We start from the raw sequence: 15510 nt of genomic DNA on the forward strand, positions 1-15510 counted from the left end.
TTGGTTATGCTAATTTACTGAAAGCATCATCAATAATATCATCCTCAAAATCTTTCAAATATGAGTTTGTGACAGCAACAGAAGAATGTCCCATTACTTGACTAATCACATCCGAAGAAACATTATTGAATTTTAAATGTGTGGCAAAGGAATGACGGCTTACATAGCTGGTTATATCTTCGTCAATTCCTGTTTGCTCTGCTATGAATTTCAGCCCAGAATTAAATATTCTTAAACATCTTCTGTATCTCCCGTGTAACTGCTTATCAACAAGTCCATTTTTTAGGATAACAGGAAAGATATATTTTGTTGCTTCTGGTCTTACATAGCTTCTGTAATATTCCAAAATTTCTAATGCTTCTGCCCGTAAAGGAACATTAAAATCTCGACCTGTTTTGCTTCGGGTGTAATGCAGGCGGTCGCCTTTTATGCTATTCCATTCTAAAAATGCCATGTCTTTAAAATTCATTCCTCCAACATAGTAAGAAAACAGAAACATTTTGTAAGTGTCTGTATATTTGGGGAACTTTCCACAATCAAAACTTTTGAACATTGCAAACTGCTCTGTACTCAATGCGATTTTGCGAGATTGCATTTTTAATCTTTTCTGGATACTATAACTTTTGAATGGGTAATCTTCTTTTTTTGCATATCCTGACCGTATGGCAAGGTTAAATAATGTCCTTAAATCAGTCATTCTAATTCTTATAGTTGCGTTATTGCACGTTTTTGCTAAGAAATTTTCGTATTTTACTAAATATTCAAAATCAATATCTTTAAATCTAAGGTCTTCGTTTTTATCAAATCTGAACAATGCTTGCATAGATTCTTTAATTGCTTTAGCATATCCAAATCTGGTTAATTCATCTAATGAATCAACTCTCTGCTGAAAAAAATCTTTCACAGAAGTAGATTTTATCTTGTTACCTGCTGATTGTGTTAAGAATTTTGTAACAATATCATTTAAATTGTAATCAAGCTCTTCGGATTCCAGTTCTATTATTGCTTCATTAAGACGGGTATCTAGTTTTTTCAGAGTTTCGTTAATTTCACGTGCTTTGCCATGAGACGATTTCACTTTTTTATTTTTGGCATCCCATTGATTCTCCTGTACGGAAAATGGTGTAGTCAAAATTTTAGATTTATTGCCTAGATATACTTTAAAAACAATTGGAAGACTTCCGTCTGCTTTAGGTTTATTTCGTAGCATTAGTTGTGTTGTTGCCATAGGTCAAGTTATAGGTCAAGGTTGAAAGTCAAAAATAGTAAAAATAAGTCAAAATTCAAAATGAATTATTGCTATAAGTGATTGAAAAACAGTATTATTGTAAATAAAAGTAAGCTAAAGTAAATACCGTGACCCCTTACTCATAATCAGGTGGTCCCTGGTTCGAGCCCAGGTGGGACCACTTTTTAAATCAAGCACTTACAGAAATGTAGGTGTTTTTTTTGTGCTTTATTTTTTAATCGTGATGGGTAATATTGGTTGCCATTATCACAGATTTCATATCTTGTAAATCACATACCTCACCAATAAAATGGAAACTTACAGAACTTTTTGGCGGAAATATAACTGAACCCATTACATGCTCCTTCTAAATTTCTAATGTAGATAATGCAAGTATTAATGATAGCACTGTTGCGGTTTTTTCAGAAGAATCAGAAGGATGATAAAATTATCTTTCAATCCTGTCGGATCATGTGATATTCTTAATAAATGAAACATTTTTCGGGTCGGAAATAATTATTTTTCTTCACGCTCACTTTGTAATGAAAAAAATCTTATTTTTGGAAAAACAAAAACACATACCATGAAAATTATACAAAATCTTATCGTAATTCTATCGTTTCCCGATACACAGAATCTTATCTGTTATTATTTTAAAAGTGATCCGAAATCTTAACTGTTTCCGGCACTATGTCTTTGGTTGTCACTGAATAATTATAAACTCTTTTAATTACGTCACGTTTTGACGTTATCGTATATTTTCTTTGTCAGTGAACAATCACAAAGCTGAAAGTATAGCAACGAAAATTTCAAATTAATATTAAAATAAAATATCAGATATGCTTCCCATTAAAAAGTAAGGTGGATATCTTCGCCGGAAACCACCTAAAAAAATAAGGCTGAAATCTGAAGTAACTTTGCTAAAAAGAGACTTCAGTTAATTATATAAAACATAAATAAATCACACAAATGACTACTAATAACAATACGTCACAAACACTATTCAGATTCGCAACGATGCGTAATGCTGAATTATCAGATCCCAAAAATAAAGAAAGAAGATTCATTTTCAGAGACTATAAAGCGCAAAAAGGTGTCTTTGATGAAAAATTATACTCATCTACTACCCTTAAAAAACTTTGCGAAAACCCTTCCACATTACCTTTAACAATCGAAACAGAACATTCTTTAAAAGAAGGGGATACTGCATTTTACGAACTGGCAGTCTGGATTGCCAGGAATAAAGCATCAGCCACAAAAGCAGAATTTGACGTTAAAATAAATGACTATAAAAACCTTCAGCACCAGTCTATTATCATAGATTCTAAAATTTGGGACAATCTGGTATATCAGGTAGTTACTCAGGAAGATTTTTATGCGAAGGAAACCTTAATGCATTTTTTGCATCTAAATCATATTTTGTTGCATTATGATGGTAATAGCGATGAGCAGTATGAAGATGTTATCAGGGCTAAAGTTGTGCTTCCGAAGGAGCTTTTCAAACCGGTAAATAACTTTTCCGGAAACAATGCCGTATCTAGAATGAGCGAAAAAGAAAATAGCCAGATCCTGTATAACGACAAAAATATGAAGTTTGCAGAAGCCCAAATCTTATTAACTAAAAATCAGGAATTAGCCACAAAACTGCAAGCCCAGGAAAACAGTTACAAAAAGCAATATCAGGAAGCGTATAGAGCTGCTACAGAAGCTTACGAACGGGAAGTAAAGCCTATCCGCGCAGAATATGAGAGAAGTGTAGACGAAGCAGCCAATAGAAAAGCAGTTGTTGAAAGCAGAATCAAATACATTACTGATTTAACCATCACTAATCCTGATACTCTTGAAAGAGATCAAAAGCTAAAAGATGAACTGGACAGATTATATGAAGAACTTCTGGAAATTCGCCCTATTTCCCTGGAACTGCCGGATTTTAATTTTATTTACGAGTCTGAAATTCAGGAAGAAAAACTCAGACAATCATTAACAGCCGAAGAACAGAATACATTAGACAGAATTTTGGAAGAAGCTTTCACATCGTTAAGAGCTGTTTCAACCTTTGCTGAAATCAACCAGGCTATTGTTCAGAATAATGCTTCTTTGCAGCAGACAGTTTTACAAAATACGGTTTTGAATAACCAGACTTTTACCACTATTGGAGGTGTGGTGGTACCTGTAATTAATAATACAGCAAATACCACTGGGCTTATAGGGTATAGTGTAAAAACAAATAACGTATCCAGCTCAGCGTGGTACATTATACTTACCCTGGAAAATTTTGCTTCCAATATAGTTTCTGCAAATTATAAAGCAAATGTTAACGGAACAGAAATTACTTCTAATACAGTAGTTTCATCTTTTGGCGGAACAAGTCTTTTATTTTATAACGGAACTGTCATTCCTGATTCCCAGACGCTACATATCAATGAGTTCAATTTAGAGGGAACCGTTGTATTGGCCGACGGTAAAACGTACATCATGAGTGTTACTTTGGTAAGAGACCCTTCAGATATTAACAGGTTTCTTAAACAAGGCGTTTTTAAAGGAAGCAGTGTATTCAGGCCTGCACAGGTAGATATTGAAAACGGAGGACAGAATACCGAATACAGTGACGATATCTTTATCCCTTCAGGTTTCGGAATGAAAAATATTGGGATTACAGATTACAAGAAAGTAGAGCAGTCCACGTATTGCTATGTTGAAGGAGATGTGGCGCATATAGAAAACATCATGGCAAGGGAATATAAAGAAAGGGCTACCCGAAGATTAAAACGCAGTGAATCTCAGGTTACCACTTCTTCCGAAACGGAAAAAGAAAAGCTGACCGATACAACGTCTACCGAAAGGCACGAAATGCAGAGCGAAATTGCAAAAATCCTTCAGGAATCTAAAGATTTTGCCGCACAGGCAGGATTTAATGCTTCATGGGGATTTGGTGATAATAAATACAGCTTAAATGCAGGAGCGAATTATGCAACTCACAATTCCAAAGAAGAAAGCAACCGGCAGGCTGTTACGGAAGCTAAGGATATTACGGCGAGAGCTTTGGATAGAATCGTGACCAAAGTAAAAGAAGAGCGTATCGACAAAATTATTGAAGAGTTTGAAGAAAACAATAAACACGGCTTTGATAATACCAAGGGGAGCAGTCATGTCGTTGGCGTTTACCGTTGGGTAGATAAAGTAGTTAAAAACCAGATCTACAATTATGGAAAAAGAATGATGTTTGAATTCATGATTCCGGAACCTGCCAAACTGCACAATCTTGGGATGAAGGTTTCCAACAATTCAGAAAACCAATTGGTAAAACCGATTGACCCTAGAGAGTCTTCAATACAAAAAATAGACAACTTTTCTTCCCTGCAAGATGAAACAAAATTGAAATACTGGATTAGCAAATATAATGTTGAAATTGATGATTTCCCGGTAGAGAGCAAATCTATAGGGTGGCAATATGGATTTAGTGATGAAACGGATGGCGCTATGTCAAACAATAAAGATTTTTCTTTAGATATTCCGGAAGGGTATTATACAAAATCCTGGAATTTCGGACAGACAGGGCGTCAATATACTGGTTCAAACTGGGGAATTTCCGTTGGTAATGATATTCATATAGGTGGAAGTAACTATCAGACTTGGTATATGCAGAGAGCTTTAAACAAATTTGTTGAAAAGCTGCCTGTTTCGGTTTATTTTGACAGGTACTGGGCGGGTACGGTAGCTATTGAAGTACAGCTTACCATTCTTCCGGAATATAAAAACTCATGGTTCCAAAAAGTATTCAACAAAATCATTGAAGCCTACGAAACAGAACTTGCCAAATACGAACAGGCACTCACTGAAATAAAAGCGATGGGTGTTCAGATCAAAGGTTCCAATCCGGGCTTTTATCGAAAAATTGAAAATACGATTTTGAGAAGAAATTGTATTTCGTACATGCTCAACCAGAGTACGGGGGCAGACCTTACTTTCGGTAAGAAAAGATACTATACGAATGACGGGGCATTGGAAGAAACTTTTACCAACACCGATATTTTGGTAGATGGAAAATTAGACCGGTATGCGGCATTCATTAAATTCATGGAGCAGGCTTTTGAGTGGGAAATTATGAGCTATTATTTCTATCCGTACTATTGGGGAGAAAGAAAATCGTGGGCAGACCTGTATCAGTTTGATGATAACGATCCTGTATTCAGATCCTTTATGCAGTCGGGAATGGCGAGGGTAATCGTTACCGTTCGCCCGGGATTTGAAGAAGCAGTAAGGCATTTCTTAGCTACCGGACAGATCTGGAATGGCGGTGAGGTTCCGGTAATTGATGATCCGTTGTTCTTATCGATTGTAGATGAGATGCGTTCACCAAAAGCAACCAAAGAAGGCGAACCGTGGAGAGAAAAAATTCCGACTTCCCTTACGATCCTTCAGGCAGATTCTATCGGTTTGAGAGTAGAAAAAGCATTGCCGTGCAACTGTGAACCCGGAGTAAAATTCGATGACAACTTGGGCGAAATGTGCGGAAGCAATTTTGAACTGAATACCAATCAGATTGGCCAGTCTAATGATAAGTGGATGGAAATTAGTTTTAGTGGGTTGGATACTAATCTTCGTTTCATTGGACTTATGGATGAACAGCAATGCTTTCCCAGAGTTTATGAATGCTTAGGCAATATCATTACCATTGACAGAGATGCGTCATGGAAACCAAATGATTCCGTAATTAAAATACATAAAGTATTAGCGGATGAGGTTTCCTCCATTGAGGGAGTAGAAGCTTATGTGTTGGGAGATGATGGGATTACTTTCAAGATCAATGTAAGTAAGATCAAAAGCTTTACATTCACAAAGCCAGGAGGAGATGATTTTGTAGGAGGACACGATTTATTGAAGTTCTCTGTTGATCTGGAAAATTCGACCTTAAAGATTGCTTCTCCGGAATACAATAAATACGGTTATGAAAGAATCCTGGATAAAGATGGACAAATCATTCCACAAGCCGAGTATCTTGATAAAGTTCCTCTAAGTAAATTTCTGGTATAATCTGATCATTTAAAAAATAGAACAATGAGTCAGGTAAAAACCGGGGCTATCTGGCAGCACGAAAAAGTGCTGCCTTATATCCTCACAAGTCTTAAAGACAAGATTGCGGAGATTACTCCTGTTGAAAAGATTTTCCTTTTCGGGAGCAGGGGCAGATTGCCTTTTGAAAGCTGGAACGAGCTGCAAGGAAAAGACTGGGATGTTTTGGTACAGGCAGGCTGCAAGCTCAAGAATGCCCACGTTTTGGTGGAACGGGGTTACCATCTTGATCTATTGGTTATGAGCAGGGAACAAACCGAAAAATTCATCGGGAATATGAAAACCAAACAGCTTTTTCCAGTAAATGAATTGGAATTTTTAATCGCTAAACACACAAATGATGGAAAATTTTGACGACGAGTTCGGAGATTTATCCGGATACAAAATACTTTCTTTTGAAGAAGTAACCCAGGGATTTGATGGAAATAAAAATCCGTTGAAGGGAATTGTAAATAAATCTTTTGAGGAAATATCAGCTTTTAAAGAAAGTCCTTTTGGACAGTTTTGGGAAAAAAAGAATTCCTGTTTATGCAGAATTGACTTATGGTCCAGGACTCGCTTTAGGTCAGGATCCATTCAGGATTTTTGATTTATCCAAAAAGCTGAAAAATTCCCAAGCAAGATTATACGCATCATTACAATCTGAAAACTGGGATGATATCCATTTTAAAGTATTTGCAAATCCGGATGGTGAGGCCATATTAAAACAATATGCAGATTCGCAATACCAACCCACAGAAAATGAGGTGCTGTTCTTTATAGAAACCGATGACGGAAAATTTGATTTCGGGAAAATTGTAAGGGTTAAGCTTGGGAAAAAAGCCATTGAAAAAATGCGTTTTCAGTTTCCTTATCTTGGAGAAACCGATGAAGAAGAACTCGCCGAAGAATTCCTTAAAAGGCCGTTTCAAATAAAAAACAATGCAAATTATAATTTTATTCAGGCAGGTAAAGAAGCAAAATTGGCCACAGATGAATTAAAAGACCTTTTGATAAAAGCCATAAAGTATGACTTTGAACAGAGAAAATTTGATGATATGTCCTGGTTTATGCTGTTTCTGCAGGGTGAAGACTATATTGGCCTCAATACTCCTAAAAATCTTATGAAGATTTCCTATTGGATCCGGAGTAAAAAATACGAAGATGAAAAATACTGGAATGCCGAAATAGATAAAGGTTTTACGCCGGCATTTTTACCGGATATTACCGTGCCTCAAAATAGGACTAACATAAAGGAAGCCATTAAAAATTCTTTTAGGGAAAAGATTGAAAATATCACCCGGTATGATAAAGAAGATGTTATTGTAGAAAAGGTGTACAAAGAAATTCTAAATACCATTTTATTATATTTGTTTGATGCGTTTTCTTCTGTTTTGGATGAAGGTTTCAAGAGGTTCGATGATATACTTCCGGAGGGAGAACTGCTTAGCGAGATATACAATCTCAATGCTTTTCTGGTAGGTATTTGGAATGGCTGTCTGGAGTTTGTTGCTGGTATCGTAGATTTAATAGCCCTGGTTATGCTAATTGCAAAGAACGGGATAGGTTATACCCTTACCGATACTTTGGGAGAAGCACTGGAAAATCTGCTGAATGATTTGGTTTTTAATTGTGAAGATTTTGTTCGAAAGCTTTGGAAAAAATTCGTTACAGCAATTGCAGAATTTCCGGACTGGTTTATGAAATACGGAACCAATTCCTATTACTGGTATAAAAACCTGGGAGAGCTGGTGCCGGATATTCTTACTATTTTGATACCGGCATTAAAGGCTGGAAGAGCGGCAAAAGTGGCTGAATCAGGAAAAATAGCTACTACAGTAGCCAAGGAAGCCACGGAAGAAGTGTCCGAAAAAGTAATGAAAGAATCTGCAGAAGAACTTTCTGAAAAGCTGGAACAGAAAACCGCCCAACAACAAGCCAAAGAAGCCTTTGATAATGCAGAAAAAGAACTGGAAGATAGGATACCGGAGATTAAAGCAAATAAAAAGCGAATAAAGCAGCATGAAGATTTCATGAAAAAATGGAAGGACAAATCAATAAAAGCTCTTACCACAACTGAAATTGCCAATGCTTTAAAAGGATTTACTGAACAAGGTAATAAAATTGCTAAGATGATTGAGGAAGAAAAAATATTTATCCATATTTTAGAAGACGACGATTTTATTAAAATGTGCATGAATGATTATGGAGATACTTTAAAACAAGCCAGAAATACACATGCTTTTGCGGATGGAACAGATATGTATTTCAGGGCTTCCCGAAAACCAGAAGTTTTTTTAAGCGAACTGATTCACGAAGGAACCCATGCTAAAGAAATGCATGAAATTATAGAATTGATTAAAAAAGGAAAAACTGAAACAGAAATCAGAAAAATCATGGGAAATAATTGGTCTTCTGAAAAAAGGGCTTTCTTTCATGAAAGATCATGGCAAGAAGCTACAGGAATGAAAAAAGATTTTCAAACCATAGAAGAAATGTTGGAGAATATTTTTATAAGTTATGATGAATACTAAATTTTATAGAAAATGAAAACAATAATAAAGACTTTATTAATAGAATTAACATTAAATGGTAAAAAACCCTTTAAGTATGAAATATTGGCAAAAGCCGACGAAAAATTAGGCATAAATGATTCAGCAGCTCTTACAAACTTACTCATGCAATGGCATAAAAAAATAAAAAGAGGATTTCCTTTTGGGAAATATCAGAATGATTATCTTGATCTTTCGGAGTTTGAAGTGTTAATTACAAAATACGAAATTTTATTTGAAAACTGTCCACATCTTTCAGAATTATATGAACTTAAAGAAGATAGAATTTATTTTAATGATACTTTAACTCCTGACGAAAAGCAGGAAATACTAGATTATGTAGATGAAAACTATAAAATCTTAAGACATAGTTACGGTAGAAAGCCATAACAATATGAGCTGTTTTCAAAACTAATGAAGCGGACTTTTTCATTAACGTGATTAAAATCTTTCTAATTTTAGAATTAATGTTTATGTGTTCTAATTCTATTTTATTAGTTGTAATTGATGTTTGTAATTATTTAATGATGTTCTGCAGAAGAACTTTCTGAAAAGCTGGAACAGAAAACCGAGCAAAAGGAAGCCAAAGAAGCCTTTGATAATGCAGAAAAAGAACTGGAAGACAGGATACCGGAGACTAAAGAGATTGATGAGGTAAGGATTGAAAATAACACAAAACCAAGTAAAGTTAGGAGTGCTTCTACTAAACCTAAAGGAACTGTTACCAAGATACCGCAGGTTTCGGATGATGTAACTATGATTTCTTTGGAATTAGAAAATGAAGCAGCAGAAATTTTAGCAAAAAAACGTAATAGTAAAAGCGATTTTTATAATGGCTTAGATTAATTTATAATGGCAGCTTCTTCAAGTTGCCGTTATTTTAACCTAAGTAATTTCATAGAAATCTGCAAAGGAACTTTCTGAAAATCTAGAACAGAAAACTACAAGGAACAAACCGAAAAATTCATCGGAAATATGAAAACCAAACAACTTTTTCCCGTAAATGAATTGGAATTTTTAATCGCTAAACACAAGTGATGGAAAAATTTTGATGACGAGTTCGGAGATTTATCAGGATGCAAAATACTTTCTTTTAAGGAAGTAACTCAGGGATTTGAAGGAAACAAAAACCTTTGCATGGAAATTCAAAAGCCAAACCCAATCTTACTTAAAAAACGGATTATACGCCTTCTCAAACCCAATACTCGTTGGATTTCCATGGCCGGATAAAACCTTGGTTTCCGGGTCGAGGATAAAAAGTTTGGTTCTGATTCCTTCAATCAGCTGCTCGTAATCCCCTTTAAAAAGATCGGTTCGGCCGATGCTTCCTTCAAAAAGAACGTCTCCGGAAATCATGAATTTTTGCGCCTCGTTATGGTAGACCACACTTCCCGGAGAATGGCCCGGAACATGGTAAATTTTTAATCTTTCACCATCCAGCTCCAGCTCCTCATTTTCACTGACATATCGAATATCGGCGTGAATATGCTCAAGCTCCATCCCAAAACGCATTCCGCTGATTTGGAACATATCAAGCACTTCTTTATCATCCTTATGCATAAAAACAGGTACTTTAAAAGTATCGGAAGCCCATTGAAGTCCTAAGATATGATCAATATGAGCATGCGTTAAAAGGATTTTTTCAATGTTCAATTCATTTTCCCTGATGAAATTTTCTATGGATTTGGTTTCCGAATCACTCATATTTCCCGGATCGATCAGCCATGCATTTTTATGTTCATTATAAACAATATAAGTATTCTCACTGGCAAAATTGAATACGAAACCCTGTATCTGGAGCATATGATATTATTTTTTAAAAAAACAAATGTAGGCACAAAAATTTGGGTTTAAAATAATATAATCTAAATATTTCAAATTAAAATGTCATTAAAAGCCTTCTTGTCACTTCAAAAATCTCCTATTTTTCTTTATCTTCGTCATAATGAAAACTTTGCAAATAATTTTACTTACCCTGAGCGGATTTGTTTTTGGACAGAATATCCAGAGCATTCAGCTGTTTAATCCCCAGACCAATGATGAAACACCGGTTATTTACTTTAACCAGCAGTTGGTTTTAAGCTTTGATGACCTCTCCAACGCCAGCGAAATTTACAGATATACCATCAAACATTATAACAGAAACTGGGAAGACGATAATCTCTTCTTTACCGAATATGCAACAGGCACTTTAAATGCTTTGTTGGATGGTTTTCAGTATTCTTTTAATACCCTTCAATCGTACACGCATTACAAACTGAAATTTCCGAATGATAAAATGCAGCTTAAAATTTCAGGAAATTATGAAATCATCGTTTATAAAAACTCTGCTGACAAACCTTTGTTCAAACGCAGGTTTTACCTTGTGGAAGATGCTGCAACATTAGCGCTGGGGGTTTCAAGATTTGCTGATGCAAGAAATCCCGATGCCAACCAAAGAGTAGAGGTGAAGGCGGTTTCCAAAGGCGGTGATCTCTCTTCCAACGTAAACTCAATGACGCTCAATGTCATGCAGAATAACAATCCCAATGTTACGGTAAATAATTTAAGACCAAGCGCGACACTCGGAAATCAATTGTTGTTTCAGCAGCTGTCTCTGGTCTTTCCCGGAAATAATGAATTTTATTATTTCGATAATAAAAACATGAATATGGCAGCAGATATGGTACGTGCCACAGAAGTAAAAGACGGAGTGAATAATACTTACCTTCATCCTGTCTGGGCTTTTCCGCTGAATTACCAATATCAGCCTGATGTAAATGGTGCATGGTACTACAGGAGAAATGATCTGGGAAGAGAAAGGGATGCGGAAAGAGAAGCAGACTATTCCTGGGTGTATTTTTCACTGGAGTCGGGTCCTGTGGATAAAGAAATTTATATATTGGGCGGTTTCAATGACTTCAAACCCAGTAAAGAAAACCAGATGCAATACGATGCTGAAAACAAAAAATATGTTGCCAGGATATATCTAAAACAAGGTTTCTACAACTATATTCTCGCTACAAAAAATCCTGGCGGCTCCATTAATTTTGGCGAGGTTAACGGTAACTTCTGGCAGACGGAAAACTTATATCAGGCATTTTTGTATTATGCACCGTTCGGAAGAAATTATGATGGTTTGATAGGCTATGGTGAATTCAGAACCCCGGTAAGATAATATTTTATCTAAATTTAATTTAAATATTAAAGCAGCCTAAAACGAAACCCTAAGGTTTTGATTTTTAGTTTATAATAAAAACAAAAAACCTCACCGACAAATCGGCAAGGCTTAAATATAATAATAGTCTGGAAATCAGTTTAATTTTTAAATATAGCTGTTATAAAAAGCGTTTCCTCATTTTCAAAAACATAATGAATATTCGCCGGGAAATTTTCCATAGCGTACACATTGATTCCTGAAGGTTTCCCGGGATGCTCTGCTATACCGTTGATAGAGGTTTTGAGACTTTCCAGAAAATCGATTCCTTTTTGTTTGTTTTCTGCGCCAAAAACCCGCATCAAAAGCCTTATGTCATTTTTTGCAATAGAAGAAAGGAGAACTTTCATTATGCACAATACTTTTTCAGCTCCGAAATATTTTCATAAAAATCCAGTTTGGTAGAAGGGTTTTCATTATGAAACCGGATCCTATATAAAATTTCATCCATATAGAATGGTGAAATCGAAGAAGTATTTCTTTCTTCAAAGCTTTCCATCATTTTTGCAAAAGCTTCTAAAGCATCAGGACCAAAGTTTTCAATCTTTCTTTTTAAAATTTCTGCAGTTGGGCTCATCATTTTTTAATTTTAAGGGTGATGATATTGTTTGATGGGGTAAAGGTAATAAAAATATATAAAATTTGTAATATAAATAATAAATATTAGGGGGTATGTTTTAAAAATTCATGTTTTTTAAAATTTAATGTGTAAAAATTGAGGGGGTAAAATGGATTTTATTATAAAAAAAAGAGCCTCCGATTTCGAAGGCTTATTGCTAAATTAAACTAAATAAAATTCATTGAGTTTTTCCTCACATAATGTTTTTACGACTTCAATCCATCGGTCTTCGTCATTCAAACAGGGAATGTAGTGGAAGTTTTCGCCACCGGCATCGGTAAACTGGTGCTTTCCTTCAACCGAAATTTCTTCCAGTGTTTCCAGGCAGTCAGATACAAAGGCAGGACAAACCACTGCAAGATTTTTAATTCCTCTCTTAGGAATGGTTTCAAACGTTTCATCCGTATAAGGCTCAATCCATTTGTCTTTCCCAAGCCTGGACTGGAAAGAGACAATGACCTTTTCCTTCGGCAGATTTAGTTTTTCAATGACAGTTTCTGTTGTTTTAAAACACTGGTGGCGATAGCAGAACTGATGACTGGGATTATTCTCCCTGCTACAGCAGTCGTTGAGGTTGCAGGTTTTGGTAGGATCTGTTTTAAAAATATGTCTCTCCGGAACGCCGTGATAAGAAAACTGCAGCGCGTCGAAATTTTCGGGAAGCTTTTCACGGATGCTTTCTGCAAGGCAGTTGATGTAAATTTCACGATTGTAAAACGGTTGGATATAATTGATTTTCACCTCCGGAAACTTCTGCTTTCTTACTTCTTCAGCTTTTTCGATCACTGTTTCCGTTGTGCTCATGGCATATTGCGGATACAGCGGAAAAAGAACAATTTCAGTAACACCTTTTTCAACAAGGCTTCGGATTCCAGTTTCTATGCTTGGCTCGGCATACCTCATCCCGATTTCCACGGGCACATCTACCAGTTTCTGTAATTTCTTCCGGATTTTTTCAGTAATAACGATCAAAGGAGAGCCTTCATCCGTCCAGACGGTTTTATACGCTTCGGCAGACTTCGGAGGGCGTGTTTTCAGGATAATTCCCTGCACAAGAAGTGCACGGAAAATCCATCTGTAATCAATTACCCTTTCGTCCATCAGGAACTCGTCAAGATATTCCTTTACATCCTTTACATCTGTAGATCTTGGCGAACCGAGATTTACCAATAAAATTCCTTTTTTTGAGTTGGAAGATTCTTTCTGCAAGATTTTTTAATTTTAGTTTACTATTCTTCTTCTTCGGATTCTTAGTTTGGTTTTTAAATTATCCGTTAACAGCTTCAACACGTTCCACGAGATCAGGAACAAATTGTTTTAAAATATTCTCAATTCCGTTTTTTAAAGTAGCGGTAGAGCTCGGACAGCCGGAACACGCTCCCTGCAGAAGCATTCTTGCTGTTTTATTTTCCTGGTCGTATTCCATTAAAGATATTTTTCCGCCATCGTTTTCTACGGCCGGGGCAACATATTCATTAAGGATGTCGGAGATTTTCTGTTCATCTGCGGTGTAATCTCTGTTAATGATCTTTTCTACAGGATTTTCGTGTTTCTGCGCTTCAATGTTGGAAATTTCTCCTCCATTCTGAAGATATTCTGCAATCAGAGCACGAACGGTCATCATAACCTGGTGCCACTCTACAGAATTATCTCTTGTTACCGCCACAAAATTATCAGAAATAAAAACTTCTTTGGCAAAATCAAATTCCTTAAAAATAGCCTGTGCCAAAGGAACTCCTTCTGCTGCATCCCTTGATTTTACTTCTACGAAACCTTCCATCAGCAATTTGTTGGCGACAAACTTCATCACATTAGGATTCGGAGTCATTTCAGCATAAATCTGGTAAAGCTCTTTTTTCTTCTGAAGATATATTCTCGGGTTGGCCAGAAGTTCATCCTCAATAACGTTTTTCAGGCTTTCCGCTACATGTTCCCATTCAATAGTATCCTGTTTTGCAACTGCCACAAAATTAGCCGTAATAAAAATTCTTTCCACGAACGGATAGTTGAAAAGCTCCTGCGCCAAAGGAATTTCCGAAATGTCCGAATCCCTGTCCAGTTCCAGCGAACCGGGAATCAGGTTGTAATCCGCAACAAATTTCATCACTTTTGGGTTTTCAGTCGGCTCTATAAGTATAGTATGCATTTTTTCTTTAAATTTGAGATACAAAAATACGCAATTAGAAATTAGAAGTTAGGGGTTGGAAGTTAGATTTTTGCTATCGGCATGATTTAAAAATTATGAATGACAATCCAATTCCGTCACTATTACAAAATTCAATTAAATATGGCACTTATTAAAGAACTTTTAGGAAAAGCACCGCAGATAGGAGAAAATACTTTTTTGGCAGAAACGGCTACCATTATCGGTGATGTAACAATGGGACGGGATTGCAGCATTTGGTATAATGCAGTGATCAGGGGAGATGTTCATTATATAAAGATGGGGAATAAAGTGAATGTTCAGGACAATGCAATGCTGCACTGCACCTATCAGAAGTATCCTTTAAATATCGGTAATAATGTTTCCATCGGGCACAATGCGATCGTTCATGGCTGCACCATTAAAGACAACGTATTAATCGGAATGGGCGCTATTGTAATGGATGACTGCCTCGTTGAAGAAAATTCTATTGTAGGAGCAGGTTCTGTAGTTACACAGGGAACGCACATTAAATCCGGAGAAGTATGGGGAGGAGTTCCGGCCAGAAAGATCAAAGATATCAATTCTCAGCTGCTCGAAGGAGAAGTAAACCGGATTGCCGATAATTACGTAAAATATTCTTCCTGGTATAAAGAAAACGTAAAACACGTGGAAGATAGCAGTTTATAATTGGTCAATTGACTAACATAAATTAACTTT

General features: G+C 36.1%; 12 protein-coding genes. 6 read left to right on the forward strand and 6 right to left on the reverse strand.

Annotated features, from left to right (window positions below; all coding sequences use genetic code 11):
- Nucleotides 1-4: 4 nt before the first annotated feature.
- Nucleotides 5-1228 (reverse strand): site-specific integrase, encoded by a 1224-nt coding sequence (locus tag HHL20_RS00580; RefSeq protein ID WP_169229276.1) that lies wholly within the window; start codon nucleotides 1226-1228, stop codon nucleotides 5-7.
- 969 nt (nucleotides 1229-2197) lie between these two features.
- Between HHL20_RS00580 and HHL20_RS00585 the strand changes: the two genes are divergently transcribed.
- From HHL20_RS00585 to HHL20_RS00600, 4 genes are all read left to right on the forward strand, one after another.
- Nucleotides 2198-6262, forward strand: coding sequence for a putative HlyD family type I secretion protein (locus HHL20_RS00585; RefSeq protein WP_169229277.1), 4065 nt, complete (start codon nucleotides 2198-2200; stop codon nucleotides 6260-6262).
- A 24-nt stretch (nucleotides 6263-6286) separates the two neighbouring features.
- On the forward strand, nucleotides 6287-6655 hold the full coding sequence (locus HHL20_RS00590) for a nucleotidyltransferase family protein (RefSeq protein WP_169229278.1): 369 nt from the start codon (nucleotides 6287-6289) through the stop codon (nucleotides 6653-6655).
- Nucleotides 6656-6762: 107 nt separating this feature from the next.
- A complete protein-coding gene (locus tag HHL20_RS00595; RefSeq protein WP_169229279.1) occupies nucleotides 6763-8814 on the forward strand; it encodes a hypothetical protein in 2052 nt (683 codons plus the stop codon).
- A gap of 12 nt (nucleotides 8815-8826) precedes the next feature.
- On the forward strand, nucleotides 8827-9222 hold the full coding sequence (locus HHL20_RS00600; protein ID WP_169229280.1) for a hypothetical protein: 396 nt from the start codon (nucleotides 8827-8829) through the stop codon (nucleotides 9220-9222).
- Between the two features lie 774 nt (nucleotides 9223-9996).
- Here the strand turns inward: HHL20_RS00600 and HHL20_RS00605 are convergent.
- Nucleotides 9997-10635 (reverse strand): MBL fold metallo-hydrolase, encoded by a 639-nt coding sequence (locus tag HHL20_RS00605; RefSeq protein WP_169229281.1) that lies wholly within the window; start codon nucleotides 10633-10635, stop codon nucleotides 9997-9999.
- 142 nt (nucleotides 10636-10777) lie between these two features.
- On the opposite strand from HHL20_RS00605, the gene HHL20_RS00610 reads away from it, so the two are divergent.
- Nucleotides 10778-11989: a type IX secretion system plug protein gene (locus HHL20_RS00610; RefSeq protein WP_169229282.1), complete on the forward strand. Its 1212-nt coding sequence runs from the start codon at nucleotides 10778-10780 to the stop codon at nucleotides 11987-11989.
- Between the two features lie 140 nt (nucleotides 11990-12129).
- Here the strand turns inward: HHL20_RS00610 and HHL20_RS00615 are convergent, their stop codons facing one another.
- The 4 genes from HHL20_RS00615 to HHL20_RS00630 all read right to left on the reverse strand — a co-directional run bounded on the left by HHL20_RS00615 (nucleotide 12130) and on the right by HHL20_RS00630 (nucleotide 14793).
- Entirely contained in the window at nucleotides 12130-12378 is a 249-nt protein-coding gene (locus tag HHL20_RS00615) for a hypothetical protein (RefSeq protein ID WP_169229283.1), read from the reverse strand.
- Entirely contained in the window at nucleotides 12378-12608 is a 231-nt protein-coding gene (locus tag HHL20_RS00620) for a hypothetical protein (protein ID WP_169229284.1), read from the reverse strand. The genes HHL20_RS00615 and HHL20_RS00620 overlap by 1 nt, the downstream gene beginning before the upstream one ends.
- A 201-nt stretch (nucleotides 12609-12809) precedes the next feature.
- Nucleotides 12810-13856, reverse strand: coding sequence for a ferrochelatase (gene hemH / locus HHL20_RS00625; RefSeq protein ID WP_194306217.1), 1047 nt, complete (start codon nucleotides 13854-13856; stop codon nucleotides 12810-12812).
- Between the two features lie 58 nt (nucleotides 13857-13914).
- Nucleotides 13915-14793 (reverse strand): NifU family protein, encoded by an 879-nt coding sequence (locus tag HHL20_RS00630; RefSeq protein ID WP_169229285.1) that lies wholly within the window; start codon nucleotides 14791-14793, stop codon nucleotides 13915-13917.
- 141 nt (nucleotides 14794-14934) lie between these two features.
- Here HHL20_RS00630 and HHL20_RS00635 point away from each other — a divergent pair, with 141 nt between their 5' ends.
- Entirely contained in the window at nucleotides 14935-15480 is a 546-nt protein-coding gene (locus HHL20_RS00635; RefSeq protein ID WP_169229286.1) for a gamma carbonic anhydrase family protein, read from the forward strand.
- Nucleotides 15481-15510: the final 30 nt, after the last annotated feature.

Origin of the sequence: Chryseobacterium cheonjiense (assembly GCF_012927265.1) — a bacterium.
Taxonomy (GTDB): domain Bacteria; phylum Bacteroidota; class Bacteroidia; order Flavobacteriales; family Weeksellaceae; genus Chryseobacterium; species Chryseobacterium cheonjiense.